Annotated in this window: 15 protein-coding genes and 1 tRNA gene; 9 read left to right on the forward strand and 7 right to left on the reverse strand. The window is 48.5% G+C overall.

Features of this window, described 5'->3' with window-relative positions; all coding sequences use genetic code 11:
* The first annotated feature begins 191 nt into the window (after nucleotides 1–191).
* The 6 genes from rpmI to QUB06_RS06535 all read left to right on the forward strand — a co-directional run bounded on the left by rpmI (nucleotide 192) and on the right by QUB06_RS06535 (nucleotide 4,979).
* Nucleotides 192–389 carry a 50S ribosomal protein L35 gene (gene rpmI / locus QUB06_RS06510; RefSeq protein WP_006634164.1) on the forward strand — a complete coding sequence of 66 codons (198 nt, stop codon included), beginning with the start codon at nucleotides 192–194 and terminating at the stop codon, nucleotides 387–389.
* A 19-nt stretch (nucleotides 390–408) separates the two neighbouring features.
* A complete protein-coding gene (gene rplT / locus QUB06_RS06515; RefSeq protein WP_006634165.1) occupies nucleotides 409–765 on the forward strand; it encodes a 50S ribosomal protein L20 in 357 nt (118 codons plus the stop codon).
* A gap of 272 nt (nucleotides 766–1,037) precedes the next feature.
* Nucleotides 1,038–1,568, forward strand: coding sequence for a tetratricopeptide repeat protein (locus QUB06_RS06520; RefSeq protein WP_333434599.1), 531 nt, complete (start codon nucleotides 1,038–1,040; stop codon nucleotides 1,566–1,568).
* A 236-nt stretch (nucleotides 1,569–1,804) separates the two neighbouring features.
* Entirely contained in the window at nucleotides 1,805–2,182 is a 378-nt protein-coding gene (locus QUB06_RS06525) for a response regulator (protein WP_333164983.1), read from the forward strand.
* Complete coding sequence (locus QUB06_RS06530) at nucleotides 2,179–2,787, forward strand: chemotaxis protein CheC (protein ID WP_333109043.1); 609 nt, start codon at nucleotides 2,179–2,181, stop codon at nucleotides 2,785–2,787. Before QUB06_RS06525 ends, QUB06_RS06530 begins: the two co-directional genes overlap by 4 nt.
* Nucleotides 2,784–4,979 carry a diguanylate cyclase domain-containing protein gene (locus QUB06_RS06535; RefSeq protein ID WP_333434600.1) on the forward strand — a complete coding sequence of 732 codons (2,196 nt, stop codon included), beginning with the start codon at nucleotides 2,784–2,786 and terminating at the stop codon, nucleotides 4,977–4,979. The genes QUB06_RS06530 and QUB06_RS06535 overlap by 4 nt, the downstream gene beginning before the upstream one ends.
* Before the next feature lie 427 nt (nucleotides 4,980–5,406).
* Here QUB06_RS06535 and QUB06_RS06540 read toward each other — a convergent pair whose 3' ends face one another.
* Nucleotides 5,407–7,125 carry an ATP-binding protein gene (locus tag QUB06_RS06540; RefSeq protein ID WP_333434601.1) on the reverse strand — a complete coding sequence of 573 codons (1,719 nt, stop codon included), beginning with the start codon at nucleotides 7,123–7,125 and terminating at the stop codon, nucleotides 5,407–5,409.
* Between the two features lie 190 nt (nucleotides 7,126–7,315).
* Complete coding sequence (locus QUB06_RS06545) at nucleotides 7,316–7,558, reverse strand: hypothetical protein (protein ID WP_333434602.1); 243 nt, start codon at nucleotides 7,556–7,558, stop codon at nucleotides 7,316–7,318.
* Between the two features lie 178 nt (nucleotides 7,559–7,736).
* Here QUB06_RS06545 and QUB06_RS06550 point away from each other — a divergent pair, with 178 nt between their 5' ends.
* The 3 genes from QUB06_RS06550 to QUB06_RS06560 all read left to right on the forward strand — a co-directional run bounded on the left by QUB06_RS06550 (nucleotide 7,737) and on the right by QUB06_RS06560 (nucleotide 10,267).
* Nucleotides 7,737–8,783, forward strand: coding sequence for a M42 family peptidase (locus QUB06_RS06550; protein WP_333434603.1), 1,047 nt, complete (start codon nucleotides 7,737–7,739; stop codon nucleotides 8,781–8,783).
* An 87-nt stretch (nucleotides 8,784–8,870) separates the two neighbouring features.
* Nucleotides 8,871–8,943, forward strand: a tRNA-Glu gene (locus QUB06_RS06555).
* Between the two features lie 271 nt (nucleotides 8,944–9,214).
* Complete coding sequence (locus QUB06_RS06560; RefSeq protein ID WP_333434604.1) at nucleotides 9,215–10,267, forward strand: hypothetical protein; 1,053 nt, start codon at nucleotides 9,215–9,217, stop codon at nucleotides 10,265–10,267.
* Between the two features lie 130 nt (nucleotides 10,268–10,397).
* Here the strand turns inward: QUB06_RS06560 and QUB06_RS06565 are convergent, their stop codons facing one another.
* From QUB06_RS06565 to QUB06_RS06585, 5 genes are all read right to left on the reverse strand, one after another.
* Entirely contained in the window at nucleotides 10,398–11,516 is a 1,119-nt protein-coding gene (locus QUB06_RS06565; protein ID WP_333434605.1) for a beta-glucosidase, read from the reverse strand.
* Nucleotides 11,517–11,786: 270 nt separating this feature from the next.
* Nucleotides 11,787–13,670, reverse strand: a complete 1,884-nt coding sequence (locus QUB06_RS06570) for a glycoside hydrolase family 2 TIM barrel-domain containing protein (RefSeq protein ID WP_333434606.1) — start codon at nucleotides 13,668–13,670, stop codon at nucleotides 11,787–11,789.
* 230 nt (nucleotides 13,671–13,900) lie between these two features.
* The gene (locus tag QUB06_RS06575; RefSeq protein ID WP_333434607.1) at nucleotides 13,901–14,257 is read right to left on the reverse strand and encodes an STAS domain-containing protein; all 357 of its coding nucleotides are present in this window, start codon (nucleotides 14,255–14,257) and stop codon (nucleotides 13,901–13,903) included.
* Nucleotides 14,258–14,361: 104 nt separating this feature from the next.
* Nucleotides 14,362–15,603 carry a UDP-galactopyranose mutase gene (gene glf, locus QUB06_RS06580; protein ID WP_333289636.1) on the reverse strand — a complete coding sequence of 414 codons (1,242 nt, stop codon included), beginning with the start codon at nucleotides 15,601–15,603 and terminating at the stop codon, nucleotides 14,362–14,364.
* A 129-nt stretch (nucleotides 15,604–15,732) separates the two neighbouring features.
* Nucleotides 15,733–17,034 carry a glycosyltransferase family 1 protein gene (locus tag QUB06_RS06585; protein WP_333434608.1) on the reverse strand — a complete coding sequence of 434 codons (1,302 nt, stop codon included), beginning with the start codon at nucleotides 17,032–17,034 and terminating at the stop codon, nucleotides 15,733–15,735.
* Nucleotides 17,035–17,087 lie beyond the last annotated feature (53 nt).

Consider the following 17,087-nt stretch of genomic DNA (forward strand, 5'->3'; position numbering starts at 1 on the left):
TTAATGATACCGCAACTGCGGTATAACATTTTATACCAGGTCTCAACTCCCGCAAACTACCGCAAGATTACCCGATCGCCCATCCTGTATATCGCAGGAAATGCAGCGCCACCCCCAACCCGCAAATCTCCCTTGCAGAAAGTAGCACAAACGTGATACGGTATAAGCTTGTGTCCAAATAACACCAGTTCATGCCAAAACTCAAAACTCGCAAAGCAGCCGCAAAGCGCTTTAGAGCGACCGGCAGCGGTAAAATTGTGCGCCGCAAAGCTTACAAAAGCCACTTGCTACAGCACAAAAGTTCAGCTCGCAAAAGCCGTCTATCTAAGCTGGTCGTCATCGACGAAACCAACGATGCTAACGTGCGGTTAATGCTTCCATACTTGTAAAGTTTAACGGAAATTAAAGATGACACGGGTAAAACGCGGTAATGTCGCCAGAGCGCGCCGCAAAAAAATTCTCAAATTAGCCAAGGGTTTCCGAGGCGCACAGTCGAAACAGTTCCGCACAGCTAACCAACGGGTGATGCAGGCCCTGCGTAACGGTTATCGCGATCGCAAAAAACGCAAACGCGATTTCCGCCGCCTGTGGATTGCTCGGATCAATGCCGCATCGCGCCAGCACGGCACGAGCTACAGCAGACTGATCGGCAACATGAAGAAAGCCAACATCGAAATCAACCGCAAAATGCTGGCACAAATGGCGATCATTGACCCGGCAACATTCGGTAAAGTCGTGGAAATGGCTAATCGAGCCGGAGCCTGAAATTTAGCTTGATTTTCAGAATGCACAAAGCAGAAGTAAGAAAGATTTAACTGTCTGCCAGAGAAGGAAAACTCCTGATGAATTTAGGAGGTTGAGACCAAGTTTCCTTCTTTGTTCTTACTTCTGGATTTTTGCTTTTTCAGAAATCGCGATCGGGCCGGTCGATCGCTATTTCCTTGTTTTTTATACAGTTGCAGAGGCAAATCTCAGAGATTGCTAGCGCCTTAAAATAAATAAAACCTTCCACAGACATACCTAAATTTAAGAAAAACATGGATAGTAATTTGCTCATTGTTTACCTGACAGTCCTGCTCGCTATACTCGGCAGCAGTTCCTGGTTTGTGGTGCGCCAGATTCTCAAAACTCGGAAGCTGGAAATGTCTCTGGAACGCTTAGAAAATAAGCTGACAGTAGAAAAAGGAACAGCACAGGAATACTACGAATTAGGAAGTATCTATCTAGATAAGAAGCTTTACTCGCAGGCGATCGTACTGTTTCAAAAAGCCCTGAAAGCCAAAGACTTAGAAGGCGAAGAAAATCAAGCTGTTATTTACAACGCCCTCGGCTTTGCACACTTTGGCCAAGAACAGTACGACATCGCGATCCGCCACTACAAAGAAGCTCTGAAGTTGCAGCCAGAATACGTTACATCTCTCAATAATCTGGGTCACGCCTACGAGCGCAAGAAATTAACAACTCAAGCCTTGGAGATGTACGAACAAGCTCTCGCCTGCGATCCAGACAATACCACGGCCAAACAGCGAGTAGAGTCCCTCCGGAAGCGTTTGGTCATCTATAATTGAGTGCCCTTGTTAGAGCAATAGAGATCCCGCAAACCTGGTTTCATTCAGAAACCGGGTTTTTTCTTAACATAGTCCAAGATACTAAACTATCCCACACATTAATGCGTTAGTTTTTAAGAACAGGAATTCCGAGTGAAGCTCGATCACACACCGTCCCAGCACTTTAAATTACTGTCAAAATAAAAGCAGTACCTGCAACGCCGGTCAGTCCTAAACAATAGAAGGAGGAGAACGTAGTGACATCAATTCTCGTTGTCGAAGATTCGTGGTTGACTCGCAGGGTAATCTGCAAAATCCTGCGAGCAGAAGGATACGAGACTTGGGAAGCATCCAGCGGCCCAGAAGCTCTAGAACTGCTCGGCACTAAAACCCCAAACTGTATGCTATTAGACCTGCTGATGCCGGAAATGGAAGGTAGGGAAGTCCTGCAAGCCATGCGCGATCGAGGATATAAAATTCCAGTGATCGTAATTACCGCAGACATCCAAGCAAGCACCCGCTCCGAGTGCATGGAACTCGGAGCCCTGGCAGTCATTCACAAAATGCCCAACTCAGACGAACTAATCGGGTGGATCAAAAAAGCTCTTAGTGTCAGCGAGGAGAGCACACAATGAAATTAAGCACTCGACAGCTCGATGCTTTGCAGGAACTCGTCAACATCGGGATCGGTCAAGCCGCAGGGGTTTTGAACGACATGATCGACTCCCCGATTCGCTTGCAAATCCCCTACCTTCAAATCCTGACTCCCATCGACGTGGAAGAAGAGTTAGAGCAACACCTCAACGGCGAGCAAATCGCCGCTGTCCAGCTCAAATTCACAGGCTCCTTTGGAGGCATTGCCCAGCTAGTCTTTCCCACAAACAGCGCTGCCCTGCTGGTGACAATGCTTACAGGGGAAGAAGCTGGAACTCAGGATCTCGATTCAGTCAAAATTGGTACGCTAAGTGAAGTGGGAAATATTGTAATTAATGGGGTCATGGGTGCAATCAGCAACGTACTTCAGCAGCGCCTGAACTATTCAATTCCCACTTATAGCGAAGGGACGATTGCTAGTTTGCTGATATCTGGCGGTTTAGCTACTGATACAGTTGTTTTATTAGCCCAGACCAGTTTCATGATTGAAAGGCTTCACATTGAAGGAGATATCATTCTTATTTTCAATGTTAATTCCTTTGACACCTTGTTGACTGCTATCAATCAACTTGCCGGGGGTCTATGATTGAGGAGAGCAAAAGTATTAAGGAAAAGTTTGGGGTTCTCGACAGCGTACCAGTCGGCGCCTGCTTGCTGCAAGATGATTTTGTGGTGCTGTTTTGGAACACTTGTCTGGAAGAGTGGACTAAAATTCCCCGCAGCCAAATATTGGGAACAAAGATCACAACCCATTTTCCTCACCTGAGTCAGTTAAAGTACGCCACTCGCTTCAAGCAAATCTTTGCAGGAGGCCCGCCAACAATTTTTTCTTCTCAAATTCACAAACACCTGATTCCGGCAACTTGGCAAGACGGCCAGCAGCGAATTCAGCAAACTACTGTGACTGCTGTGCCGGCACTGGAGGCTGGCATTGAAGAACAGGAGATTAGAGACTGGATTCTCCATACTCTTGAGTTGGAATCAGAGGGTAGTGTCGGAGTCGGCTCATCAAGAAGTGCTTTTTTGTCTAGGGAATCTCCACCCTCAGCTTCGTCATCAATATGGCCGGGGGTCAATGCCCCATCGTTCTACGCGCTGCTGGTGATTCAAGACGTGACCGACCTCACCCATCGCATCCAAGCTTACCGCACAATGCGGGATCAAGCTGTGGAAGAAGTGCAAGTGCGTCAGCGGGTGGAGGAAGAATTGCGATCGAGCCAGCATTTCATCCAGCAAATTGCTGACGCGGCGCCTTATTTGCTCTACATCTACGATTTGACAGAACAGCGCAACGTCTACGTCAACGGTCAAGCTTCTAAATTGCTGGGTTACACTCCCCAAGAAATTTTACAGATGCAAACTGCTTTGTACTCGAGTTTGGTGTACCCAGAAGATTTGCCGAGGCTCAAAGCCCACCAGAAAAAATTTCCCTCGACTCAAGACGGGCATATTTTGGAGTTGGAGTATCGGCTCAAACATCGATCGGGCGAATGGCGCTGGTTTCGCTGCCGCGACCAAGTTTTCGCCCGCACAGCCGACGGCTGCCCCAAACAAATTTTCGGCACCGCTCAAGATATCACCGAGTACAAACGGGCACAAGAGGCGCTGCGGCAGCAGAACGAACGAGAACTGCTGATGGCGACGATTACTCAGCATATCCGCCAGTCTCTGGATTTGGGCGAAGTGCTCAGCACGACAGTGACAGAAGTGCGTCAGTTCCTTCAGGCCGATCGAGTGATGATCGTCCGCTTCAACCCCTGTACGGGCAGTGTCTGCGCCGCCCCGGCGACGGGGGCGGTAACAGTGGAATCTGTAGCTGCCAACTGCAAGCCCATGTTGGGGGAAACCCTGGAAAAATTCTGTTTTGACCAGTTCTATCTCGAAGCGTACCAACATCGGGCGATCCGACCGATCGCCGATGTCTTGGCCGCCGATTTGCCGCAATATCAAATTGACTTGCTCGCCCAATTCGCGGTGAGAGCTTATTTGGTTGTGCCTTTAGTGCAAGGAGAGGAGTTGTGGGGGCTGCTGATGGCCCACCAGTGCAGTCCCCGGCAGTGGATGCAGTTGGAAGTAGAGTTGCTGTCTTCTCTGGCCACCCAGTTGGCGATCGCCATCAAGCAAGCAGAACTCTACCAGCAGTTGCAAGCAGCCAACCTCAAGTTAGAGCGCTTGGCTACTTCGGACGCACTCACGCAGCTAGCAAACCGCCGACGGTTCGATCAGTATTTAGAAATGGAGTGGCGCAGACAAGTCCGGGAACAAACGCCCATGTCCCTAATTCTGTGCGATATTGATTCTTTTAAAAGTTACAACGATACTTACGGGCATCAAGGCGGAGACGAATGTTTGCGACAAGTCGCCGCGGCGATCGCCGATGCAGTCAATCGCCCCGCCGATTTAGTAGCTCGCTACGGAGGCGAAGAATTTGCCGTTATTTTGCCAAATACCTCGATTCAAGGCGCAGTGATCGTAGCCGAACACATACAGCTCACAATCGCAGCTTTGCAGCTTCCGCACGCTGGTTCTCAGGTGAGCGAGTACGTCACTCTCAGCCTGGGCGTAGCGAGTATTGTTCCTGGATCGGAATCGGGAGCCGAAATTCTGATTGCCGCAGCCGACCAAGCCCTGTATCAAGCTAAACGACTTGGGCGCGATCGTATCGAACTTTACCAGCCCGATCCTGCTGCTGGCAAGCCCAATGGGACAGGCACTTCGATGCTTCCTGTGGATTTTTCTAGACCCAGTAATAATTTGCCATCTCCCACCAGCGCTTGAGGAATTGCAATATTTGTGCATTCTGAGTAGTTATACCACTCCGCAAAAAAAATGCCACTGTAAGCCTGTGATCCAAACCCTGATATCCCTCTTCTGTCACTCTGCGGATTAAAGAAGTAAGAAATAAGCCAGCTCATCTAGAAAAATAAAAGGGTTGGAATTGATTTATTGGATCAATTAAATCGTTGAAGCCAATCAATAAATTAGGATTTGGGAATATTTGTAATCAAGGATAAATCAACCTAAATATAAGCTGTTGTGCATTTAAACAGTGATACAATAATTACCCTTGTTTGTGTTTTTAGTCTCCAACTAATAATTAGGGCTTGCTGAATAATCGATCGCATATTACGTGGTCTGGGTTAAGAGATAGTGCGATCGAGAGTGTCAATCTCAAACGCAACATTTGTTCTTGAACACTTGGGTTTTAGCACCTGCTTATACGTCCGGTGAGCCTGGCAACCACCGCCACTAACTCAGCAGCATCTACGGGTTTGGTCAAATGTATCTGAAAACCTGCTAATAGTGCCTGCTGACGATCGTCATTCCGGGCATAAGCCGTCAGCGCGATCGCCGGTAGCCTACCGCCCCGCTGCACTTCAAGTTGACGCAACTTGCGGATCAGGGAGTAGCCATCCTCATCCGGCATCCCAATATCGCTCACTAAAACATCGGGGCTGCGATCGCTTGCGGTTTCGATAATGGTCAAGGCGTTCTTTACCGAAGCAACAGCCATGACATCAGCACCATACTTTTCGAGAATCGTGCTCAGCAACTCTAGCGCGTCAGCCTCGTCCTCTACCACTAAGATTTTTAAGCCTTCAAGGGTCGGCGATCCCTGAAACCTCCCATTCGCCTTGACGATCGAGTTTAAGGGCTCTGGAGCGCTGGGTGGTAGATGGATAATCGTCACAGGCAGTTTGACTGTAAAAGTCGTCCCCTGTCCTATCCCTGGACTCACTACCGTTACAGTCCCGCCATGTAATTCAACTAATTGACGCACAATGGCTAACCCTAAACCCAACCCCCCATAACTGCGAGTGGTCGTGCTGTCGTGCTGGCTGAAGCGATCGAAGACAAACGGTAGAAATTCCGAGCTGATGCCTGCTCCAGTGTCGCTGACAGTAATTTCCACATGGGAATTAACCCGCTGCAAACGAATCTCGACTCGCCCGTCTTTAGGCGTAAATTTGAGGGCGTTAGAAAGTAGATTCCACACAACTTGCTGCAACCTATCGGCATCACCCAAGAGCGGGCCAACTTCAGAATCGAGTACGCTTTGCAGGCGAATTGACTTTGCCTCAGCCGCCAAGTTTACAGACTCAATCGCCGATTCAATCACCGGCACGAGGTTGACAGGACGGACTTGGAGGCGCAGTTTACCCGTGATGATGCGAGAAACATCGAGGATGTCTTCGATGAGCTGGGCTTGAGACTTCGCGTTTCGCTCGATCGTCTCCAAAGCCCGCGCCACCTTATCCTCACTCAGGTTTTTCTGCCTTAACATCGTTGACCACCCTAAGATCGCATTGAGAGGAGTTCTGAGTTCATGAGAAAGAATCGAGAGAAACTCATCCTTGGCACGGTTCGCTGCCTCTGCGTCTGCCCGAATTATTTGTTCACGCATCAATAATTCGTCTTTGGTGCGATTAGAGGCTTCCAGTTGGGCAGTGCGTTCATGCACCCGTTGCTCTAGCTCCACATTAATCGCCTGGATACGGCGGCGACTCTCTTCTAGTTCCTGGTTTGTAAGGGCGAGTTGGGCTGGACTTGGCGCATCGAGCGCCACTGGAATTAAGGGAATCAGTAAAAAGGTGAATGTATAGAAAGACCAAACACCAGTGAGAGCTTTGATCACTCCTGAAACCCAATAAATGGGGTGCCAAAGTGTCACTATTCCCATCAGGTGCGTCGTGCCACATAAGGCAAAGATAAAAAAGAAACCAACCAGCAGCATCACCGTGTGGGCAGGCAGATCCTTACGCCCATTCGTAAAGTAAACAATGGCAACCGCCACCGAGTAATAAGCGAGGGTAGTCAAGGCATCTGAGGTTAAGTGGAGCCAGACTAACCCCGGTTTCCAGAGGTAACAATGCCCGTGAGGAATGAAATTACTAGAAAAGAAGGTGCTTAAGAGGTTAGGCATATTAGTTTACGGCACTGTCAAGTTAATTTAGGGGTGTCATCAATTCAACCCGATGACGGCAGCAACCAGAAGAATCGCACGCCGGAAAGTTCACCGCCCTAGGGTGATAGCGCGTCGCGATTCCCTGATACTGCTTCAGCTTGGGAAAAAAGTTCTCAATCAAATGACGGGCTTTGTACAATTGAGCATCCTAAGTTTCCAGGGTCTTGCAATTGCGACGAGAGGAAATCACGGTGATCTTCCCCTCGGCATTGAGGCGGTCAATCACGCGCTGATCTGGATCATAGCCCTTGTTAGCCAGCAGTGTATCCGCCACCAGTAATGGCTGCAGTTGGTCGCCTCCTGCTCGCGTCACCAGTTTGTCGGGGGGTGAGGTGAAACCCCAACGGATTGCCCAACGCATCCACGCGATCGCATGAATCTTGTTACTCAATCGCCCTTTGCTGCGTCCAATTGCTTCATTCCTACGCTCCTCAAAAAGCTCAGCAGGAAGATGTTTCTTTCAATTGGGAAAATGCCTGAATTAAAACTAAGTGTACCGCCGGGAAATAGTAGGTAAATGTGCTTTAATATATGTCGTCAAAATTCGCTCCTCAAAACGAAAATAAAAAATGTTAGAGTTCGATCGCCTATTCCAAACAATCGAAGAATTAGTAATGCTGCACTCACCCAGCGGTGCGGAATCGGAAATTAACCAGCGGTTGATGGAAAAATTCGCCGCCCTGGGAGTGAATGCTTGGCTCGATCGCGCGGACAATGCGATCGCCCTAATTAAGGGTCGCAATCCCGAAAAGTCGATCGCCATTACCGCCCACAAAGACGAAATTGGCGCCCTAGTTAAAACAATAGGCGAGAGGGGCCGGGTGGAAGTCCGCAGATTGGGGGGCGCATTTCCTTGGGTTTACGGCGAAGGCGTGGTGGATTTGCTCGGAGACAAGCAAACAATTAGCGGCATTCTCAGCTTCGGTTCGCGCCATGTTTCTCACGAATCTCCTCAGAAAGCTCAGCAGGAAGATGTTTCTTTAAAGTGGGAAAATGCCTGGATCGAAACTAAGTGTACCGCCGAGGAATTAGCCGAGGCCGGAATTCGACCGGGCACGCGGATGGTGGTGGGAAAGCACCGCAAGCGCCCGCTGCGGTTGAAGGATTGGATCGCCAGCTACACTCTGGACAACAAGGCTTCAGTGGCGATTTTGCTGGCTCTGGCGGAATGTTTGAAAGAGCCTGCGGTGAATGTTTATTTGGTAGCGTCGGCGAAGGAGGAGGTTGGGGCGATCGGAGCTTTGTATTTCACCCAGCGCCAGCCGTTGGACGCGCTGATCGCTTTGGAAATTTGCCCTCTGGCGCCGGAATACCCGATTCGTGACGGCGAAAACCCGGTTTTGCTGGTTCAGGATGGCTACGGAGTCTACGATGAGGGATTGAACGCCCAATTGCGCGCAGCAGCCACAGCAGCCGATGTAGAGGTGCAGTTGGCGGTAATTAGCGGTTTTGGGAGCGATGCTTCGATCGCCATGAAGTTCGGCCACGTAGCCCGCGCCGCTTGTTTGGCTTTCCCCACCCAGAACACCCACGGCTTTGAAATTGCTCATCTCGGGGCGATCGGCAATTGCGCCGCCATCCTCAAAGCCTACTGTGACGAGCTTTGGGACGAGTAGAAAAAAAAGTTTCGCAAAGTAGTTGACAGATTGGGAAAGATTAGTTAAGGTAATAAAGGTGCGGAACACAAGCAAACGCAACGACGCGCCCCCATCGTCTAGAGGCCTAGGACACATCCCTTTCACGGATGCGACGGGGATTCGAATTCCCCTGGGGGTATTGAAAATTTAAGTCTGATATCAAAGTGATATCTAGTATGTGGGGTGGGCATTGTGCCCGCCCTTATTGCTATTAGGACTTACGCACGGATAGCCAGAAACCGGGTTTTTGCTGAGAAGACACGTGAGATCCCGCAGCAACGGCAAAAATCGGCTTGATTTAGTTTGGTTCCTGGTGCATTGTTGAGCGATTTACCCCGGATTATTGAGCGGATACATAGGCTCAATATAGTTGAACACTTAGACAGCCAATAGCAGCAAAGGGGAGTGCGATGTACATACCTGTTACTTTCGACCACAGCGGCATCCAAAGGAACGAAGCAATAGAAATAAAAGTTAGAAACTTTAAAGACTTAAACTTACAGGAAAGACATATTGAAGAGTTCTTACGCAAAAACATTAATTTGCTCTTTGGGGATGACCAAACTCTTCTAGTTGTAGGTCAACAAGTTCGTAATGCGAGTAACGGGATTAGCGACTTAACTGCCATTGATGCAGATGGCAATATTGTTCTAATCGAGATTAAGCGCGACGTACAAGACATCAAAGCCAGGAAAGAACCTTTTGAATTTCAAGCTATCAGGTATGCCGCGAGTTATGCCAAAATTTCTACACCTGAATCCCTTGTAGATTTGGTCTATAGCTCGTATATAGAGATCCACAAAGATGAGTATGAATTAGGTGATTTGACCTCTAGTGAAAAAGCGAGACAAGAGTTGAATAAATTCTTGTCAAGCAATGACGCACTCAAAACCTTTAACAAAAAACAACGAATAATACTTATAGCCTCATCCTTTGATGAGCAAACTCTTTCTGCTGTTGCTTGGTTGATTGCAAATGGGGTAGACGCCATCTGTCTTAATATCACTCCTGTTTTTATAGGACAGCAAGGTTTTTTGAGTATGGAGAAAATTTTGCCTCCGGCACAACTGGATGATTTTTACGTGGGTTTAGCCGGAGGAGGTTCTACAATCAAGGGAGAAATTATATCCAGTGCTTCTGCCATTGAAAGAACTTTTCTACCTCGAATGGACAAGTTGTTTGATTGGCAAATAATCAAAGCTGGCGATTGCCTTGAGATTAAAACATTTGAAAGCTCTGAAGCTATAATAATTGATCCTACATTTGTCAAATTTAATGGGGAAGAAATCTCCTATAATAAGTGGGGAAAGAAAGTTACTGGTTGGTCTTCTATAAATATTTATGAATGGGCAAGGCTTAGTTCGATTAAGAAGACATTACATGAACTAAGGATGGAAAAAATGGCAGAGTTGGAAGCAAAAGCCAGTCAAGGTGAAAAAGTTCAAAACGAAGAGGTTGGATAGATTACATACAAAATTGTGAGAAGGGCTCTTAGATCGTGTCCGCTCGATCGAAATTCCTGTAGTAGGTTGGGTTGAACTTAGTGAAACCCAACAACAGTTGATGTTGGGTTTCATTATTATATAACAATCATCAATCCTGCGACTTCAGCAACGGTTCAATCTGCTGCCTTTGAAACTGCAATTCATCCGCCAAAGGCTGGTAAATTTCTCGATCGCCCGATTCATTGCAATAATCCCACAAACCATTGTAACAGTGCCTGTCGTCGTCCCAACCCGGATGGTTAACAATCGGATACAAGCAGATTCCCTCTATCGGAACTCCTGCTTTCATCGCCGCCACTACCTCAGTGCACACATAATTAAACCAGACAGGTCTAAACTCGTCTTCAGTGCCTGTTTCTGCTATGAATAAGGGGCGACGGTAGCGCTCATACACTTCTTGCAGCAGTTCGCGAAACGGGCGGTACAGCGGATCGGTGTATTTCATCGGCTCTTCATTGTGAATCCACTGATTGCGATCGTAATAATTCACCCCAATAATATCGAGATATTTTTCCTTGCCGCCGAGTTCGGGGCGAAAGCGTCCAGCCAACATATCCCAAGCTTGATATTGAGATAAGCGATAACCTTCGGCCGCGTCCCGATCCTCCGGTTTGTCAGGATCGGCAATAATGTTAATTGTGGGGTCGATTTGAACGATGCGGGTGTCGGGATTGACTTCCCAAACTGATTCTATCGCTGCGATCGCAGCTTTGATTAACTGGATTTTTAGCTCGTCTCCCCGCCCTTTTGCAAACGGATTGATGTAGGCAACATCGCCGCCGGCCCAAGCAATAAATGAAATTTCATTGACAGGTGTTACAAAAGGTGTTTGGTCGGTTTCGTTCGCCAGCACTTCCATAAAAGCGCGCACCATGTTTGCAAACCTGGACACAAATTCGGGACTGAAAATATCAATATCGTCTGGCCAGCCGTAGTGAAACAAATCCCAAATTACCTGCATTTTCATGTCGCGGGCGGCGCGGATGATTGGCAGGGAACTGGAAAAATCGTATTTTCCGGGTGTCTGTTCGATTAAGTGCCAGCGGAGGCCTTCGCGGACTGTGTAAATGCCTTGCTGTTGCAAGCGTTGGTAGTCGGCTGCTGCAAATTTATCGTGACCGGTGGCGGCTGTGACATCGAGGCGTTTTCCAGATTGCACTCTGTGGGTGGAACATTCAAATCCGCCCATGAAAAAACTTTGAAACATCAATCGAATGGGTAATGGGTAATGGGGCATTGGGCATCGGGCATTGGGCATCGGGCATTGGGCATTGGGCATCGGGCATTGGGCATTGGGCATTGGGCATTGGGCATTGGAAGAGGTTCATAAATGATTGAGACTTGTTATATCCAATAACTTGGAACTGCGGGCAATTATTACCAATCACCCATCACCAATTACCAATTACCAATTACCCATCACCAATCACCAATTCCCAATTCCCTAGGCCCCATGCCCCATGCTCTGTTTGGCCAATTAGCCGTGAGTAATAGCTGGCGGCTGTGAACTTTCTTCGGGAATATCCCAGCCGAGAGTTGCCGCCGAGATGACCTCTAGGGGAAACTTGGGAGTGCGATCGGCATACAGCAAACCGTTAGCTTCTTGGAAAGTATCGGTTAACTGCGTGTAACAAAATCCGCTGAACATTTCCACTCGGTTTACCACCTTTAACAGCGCGGTGTAGCGCCTTTGGAGTTCCACCGTGTCCGACGCGCGCACGTAGCCCCAAACCCTGAAAAAATCGGGGTTGTCGCGACCGGCGCAGGCGATGCCACCGAATTCTGTCAGCATCATCGGCTGTCCTTGGTGCGGGTGGCCGTCGAGGGTGAGGACTCGCCCGCCAGGACGCCCGCGATTAAACAAATCGGATAGCTGGACTTCGGGCCCGTAGCGCTTGGCTAGGGTTTGCGGGTTGTTGTCGTAGTCGTGAATCGCCAGGATGTCGGTATCGATACTTTCCCAGCCGTCGTTACCGATGACGGGGCGAGTCGAATCGAGGGTTTTTGTCAAGAAATACAGCGCTTGCACGTAGTTGCGGTGGGCTGCGGCTTCGACTAAATTCGGAACTCCCCAAGATTCGTTGAACGGCACCCAGACTACGATACAGGGGTGGCTGGCGTCGCGGTCGATGACTTCCGTCCACTCGCGCGTCAGCCGTTGCACGGCTTTGGGAGTGAAGCGGTAGGCGCTGGGCATTTCTTCCCAAACTAGGAGCCCCAGCACGTCAGCCCAGTACAAAAATCGGGGGTCTTCGATTTTTTGGTGCTTGCGGACGCCGTTGAAACCCATTGCTTTGACTAATTCGACATCGTGGCGCAAAGCTTCGTCGTTCGGGGCAGTCATCATGGTGTCGGGCCAGTAACCTTGGTCGAGCACCAGTCGCAAATAGTAGGGGCGGCCGTTTAGCATGAAGCGATCGCGCTGGATGCTGACCGTCCGCATGGCGGTATAAGATTTAACCTCGTCGAGTAGTTTGCCGTCGGCCCACAACTGTACTTGAGCGTTAATTAGCGTCGGCTTTTCGGGACTCCACAGCAATTCGTTGCGGTAGTCGTCGATACCAGGGTCGGAGAGGGCGATGCGGCGGTGGATTTCGCCGTTGATGACTTCGTAGGTGTCGTTGACCAGCAGCATACAGCCGATCGACAGTTTAACTTTAATTTGGATTCCCGACTGGCGATCGCCGGCGACAAACGCTTCAAAACCGATTTCCCAGCGTTCAAACTGGGGAGTCCAGCGGATGCGCTCGATATAAGTGTGAGGCACCAATTCTACCCAGACTGTCTGCCAAATGCCGGTCGTGCGCGGATACCAAATACTGTGGGGCTCTATTTGCCAGTCTTGCTTGCCCCGCGGTTGCTCCAAATCTTGCGGGTCGTCGTGGGCCCAGACTGTCACCCGCTGCGGCCCGTTGAGGTTCACAACTGGTGTAATGTCTACGCTGAAAGGAGTGTGTCCGCCTTCGTGTTCGATGACAAACTGACCGTTCACCCAGACGCGGGCGCGGTAGTCTACGGCCCCAAAGTGGAGGAGAACTCTGCCTTCTGTGTGGGGTACGTCAAATTCGCGTTCATACCAGCAGTTGGCGTGAAAATTCGTGTCGCCGATCCCGCTTTTTGCCGATTCTGGAGCAAACGGCACTTCTATAGTGTGAGTCCACTCAGAAATATCGATCGGCTGCACGCAGTGGCCTGCGTCATCGTAAGCAAATCTCCACTGACCGTTGAGACAAATCCAGTTGCTCCGGCGCAATTGGGGGCGCGGATAACCTGTTTTCCGCCCTTGAACTGTCACCTTACTATCAAGAGTTGCAGACTCTTCTATCTCGCAATTTTCAAGTGCTCTACCTAACCAACTCATCGGCACATCTACCCAAAGTTATATTTATAGGTTAGCGACAATTACCCCGACTTTGACAAGTTTTTTGGTGATTAATTTGCAAAACTTCTGCACCTTAAAACAGGCTCATCTGAAGGATCTCTTGTGCTGAAGTCATTAGTCAGAAGAAGGAAGAATAAACCAGGAAGAATAAACCAAGAAGATTTTTCCTATCCCCCTGTCTCCCCCTGTCCCACTCTCCCCCTCTTCCTCTAGCTAGCAACACTTTGTAAACCTCCTAACGGTTCAGTTAGCTCACTTTTGAGAGAAAATTCTTCGGCAAACGGCAAACAATGAAATATTTGCTGTAGTCCCGTGAGTTCAAATAAAATTCTAACTTGTTCGCTCATGGCAGAGATCAAAAGTATACATTTGCTGTCTCTAACTAATTTTACGATCGCCACTACAGCCATTAACTCGGAATTTTTCAGGAAATTTATTTTTGAGAAATCCAGCATAAGAATTTTGCCGCCACTTTCAATGAGGCGCTGTATTTCTTTCTGAAACTGAGCAAATTGAGAAATTTCCAAAACCTCATGAGACAAAACAATTTTCACTAGAACGTTCATGTTTACCTCAATGCTTGTTTGAATTATTAAATAACTTTTGAGGAAAACCGAGTAAGGTGCTCTGTGGGCACCTTACCGTTTTACCCGTAACTCGCAGCTTCCAGCTACTTGCTAGCAGATTTCCCGTTGCCGTTGCTGTTGCCGTGGTTGACAGCAGCGACTTCTAGAGAAGTTGCGCCGGGGCGATGGGCGACTCCATTGGATGTGCTGACATTAGAGGCAGAACCGTTAACATTTTCTACCAATTCAATCACCGGCTTGGTAGTAATTTGTTTGTAAGTTGTCAGAGCTTGAGCGACCACTTGATCCATGTTGTAATACCTGTAAGTCGCCAGCCTTCCCACGAAAGAGACTCCCGGAGTTGCATCAGCCAAAGCCTTATATTTCTTGTAAATTTCGGCATTTTCTGGACGCGGAACCGGGTAGTAAGGGTCTCCCTCAGCTTGGGGATATTCGTAGACAATGCTAGTTTTTAGATGCTCTTGTCCCGTGAGGTATTTAAACTCGGTACAGCGAGTATATAAATGCTCGTTGGGGTAATTTACCACCGGTGCTTCTTGGTGTACGGCTACGTTCAGTGTTTCGTGCTTGAATTCCAAGGAACGGTAAGGAAGTTTGCCGTAGCAATAATTGAAATAGGAATCGACAGGCCCGGTGTAAATCATTTCCCCGTAAGGGATAAAACCCTCAATCTCCCGGTAGTCGGTATTCAGCATCACCTTGATGTTTGGGTGAGAAAGCATCTTTTCAAACATCCGAGTGTAGCCGTGCAGGGGCATTGCTTGATAGGTATCGGTAAAATAGCGATCGTCCCGATTAGTGCGAGTGGGTACGCGCGCAATCACTGAGTTGTCGAGTTCCGACGGGTCCATTCCCCACTGTTTGCGGGTGTAGTTGCGGAAGAATTTCTCGTAAAGTTCGCGACCGACTTTGCTGACAACTACATCTTCGGAAGTGCGAATGTAATCCTTTGGTTCTGCTACTTTTGCGAAGAAATCTTCTACTTCAAATGAGGTGAGATTCAGTCCGTAAAGTTTATTTACGGTGTTGAGATTGATCGGAATTGGCAGCAGTTGACCGTCAACGCTGGCGAGGACGCGGTGTTCGTAGGGCCGCCACTCGGTGAAGCGCGAAAGATACTCGAAAACTGGGCGCGAATTGGTGTGAAAAATGTGGGGGCCGTATTTGTGTACGAGGATGCCATGATTGTCGTAGTGATCGTATGCGTTGCCGCCGATGTGGTTGCGGGTATCAATTATCAGGACTGTTTTTCCGGCTTCATTTGCTAGTCTTTCGGCAATGACGCTACCTGCAAATCCGGCTCCGACGATTAAATAGTCAAACATTGAAACACCTCTAATTGTGGGTAATGGTAAGGGTAAGGAATAATTGGTAATTGGACATAAAGCGAGGAGTGTTGAGTGTTAAGTTTTGAATCCGTAAAGTGTAATTCTTTAACTTCAACCTCAACATTCCTAACTTAAAACTTTCATCCTGCCTTCGGCTTTCTGCCTTTTATCGTCGATCGCACTTTCGATCAACCCCAGCATTTCGCCCCAGGTATTGTCCCAAGAATTGTCTGCTAAAAAGGCATCTACTTCACTCAGCCACTTGGTGCGAACGTCCGAACTTTCGCTGAAGATTTCTTCGGCACAAGCAACGAATTCTTCAGAATTGCTAGCAATCCGAACCAAGCCGTTTTCTCCGTAGGGCCGCACCACGTCGCGGATAGGAGTAGAAATCACAGGTTTGCCGGCAGCGAGGTATTCTGGAGTTTTCGTGGGACTAATAAACTTAGTCGATTCGTTAATGGCAAAAGGCAGCATTGCGATATCCCATCCGCCAAGATACGCTGGCAGTTCTTGATAAGATTTGCCACCGAGATAGTGGATATTTGGGTGAGTTGGCAGAGTTGCCGGATCGATTTTCACCACCGGGCCAATGATGACTAAATGCCAGTCCGGCCTTGCTTGGGCCATGCCCGCTAGGAGTTCGAGATCCATGCGTTCGTCTATAACGCCATAAAATCCCAAACGTGGGTGAGGAATGTCTTTTTGATCCGCCGGTTCTTCTGAAAGATTCCTGGCTGTCGCAAAGTGTTCTTTTTCGATACTGCTGGGGAAGGGGTGAATATTTTCGTGCTGGTGCTGTTTGGCTTCGTAAAGGTTGTGACCCCCGGTAAATACTACGCTGGCGCGCTTTAATAATTGGTTTTCATTGGCTTTTAAATCCGGGTGCGCGCCTTGGAATGCTGACAGTTCATCCATGCAGTCGTAGACTACAGCTAGCGGCTTTAAGTGGCTTGTGAAACTGACAGCCATTGGTGTGTAATACCACAGAATGTACTGGCTAATTTCGGCCGCTCGAAACAAATCATCTAGCATGGCTTGCTGAGCAGTTTGTGCTGTTGCTTCGCTGGTTCCTTCGGTCAGGTGCGGTACTATTACCCAAACTCCGCTTTCGTGGATGCTGACATCAAGCCACCAATCTGTAGCTGCGCTAAAAACAGGTTCTTCTACAAAGAAGACGCGACGACTTTTGGCACAACGACTCAAGAGATGTTGCGGACGCTGATAGACAAAATTCCACCGCAAATGAGACAGGCAAACTAAATCTGGTGCATCTAAAGCCTCAGTTTTTGATAAGTTGGCGCGCAATGCGGGCGAGGGAGCGAATTGAGAGGGCGATTTGGCTGGATCTATAGAGGTAAATCGGATCTCCCATGCTCGCTCTTTATTGCTATAATTATTGTTTACTGAGTGTTCTGGGGGCGACATATTAGCCTCTGGAATTTGTCAAGGAAAATTTTTCCGTTAAAATTGGTCAATAG

The sequence above is a fragment of the Microcoleus sp. D2_18a_D3 genome (genome assembly GCF_036702455.1).
Classification (GTDB): Bacteria; Cyanobacteriota; Cyanobacteriia; order Cyanobacteriales; family Microcoleaceae; genus Microcoleus.

Excerpts from the sequence above, each read along its gene's own strand:
- rpmI (WP_006634164.1), top strand. The coding sequence starts at position 192 with ATGCCAAAACTCAAAACTCGCAAAGCAGCCGCAAAGCGCTTTAGAGCG.
- rplT (WP_006634165.1), top strand. The coding sequence starts at position 409 with ATGACACGGGTAAAACGCGGTAATGTCGCCAGAGCGCGCCGCAAAAAA.
- QUB06_RS06520 (WP_333434599.1), top strand. The coding sequence starts at position 1,038 with ATGGATAGTAATTTGCTCATTGTTTACCTGACAGTCCTGCTCGCTATA.
- QUB06_RS06530 (WP_333109043.1), top strand. The coding sequence starts at position 2,179 with ATGAAATTAAGCACTCGACAGCTCGATGCTTTGCAGGAACTCGTCAAC.
- QUB06_RS06535 (WP_333434600.1), top strand. The coding sequence starts at position 2,784 with ATGATTGAGGAGAGCAAAAGTATTAAGGAAAAGTTTGGGGTTCTCGAC.
- QUB06_RS06540 (WP_333434601.1), bottom strand. The coding sequence starts at position 7,125 with ATGCCTAACCTCTTAAGCACCTTCTTTTCTAGTAATTTCATTCCTCAC.
- QUB06_RS06550 (WP_333434603.1), top strand. The coding sequence starts at position 7,737 with ATGTTAGAGTTCGATCGCCTATTCCAAACAATCGAAGAATTAGTAATG.
- QUB06_RS06560 (WP_333434604.1), top strand. The coding sequence starts at position 9,215 with ATGTACATACCTGTTACTTTCGACCACAGCGGCATCCAAAGGAACGAA.
- QUB06_RS06565 (WP_333434605.1), bottom strand. The coding sequence starts at position 11,516 with ATGTTTCAAAGTTTTTTCATGGGCGGATTTGAATGTTCCACCCACAGA.
- QUB06_RS06570 (WP_333434606.1), bottom strand. The coding sequence starts at position 13,670 with ATGAGTTGGTTAGGTAGAGCACTTGAAAATTGCGAGATAGAAGAGTCT.
- QUB06_RS06575 (WP_333434607.1), bottom strand. The coding sequence starts at position 14,257 with ATGAACGTTCTAGTGAAAATTGTTTTGTCTCATGAGGTTTTGGAAATT.
- glf (WP_333289636.1), bottom strand. The coding sequence starts at position 15,603 with ATGTTTGACTATTTAATCGTCGGAGCCGGATTTGCAGGTAGCGTCATT.
- QUB06_RS06585 (WP_333434608.1), bottom strand. The coding sequence starts at position 17,034 with ATGTCGCCCCCAGAACACTCAGTAAACAATAATTATAGCAATAAAGAG.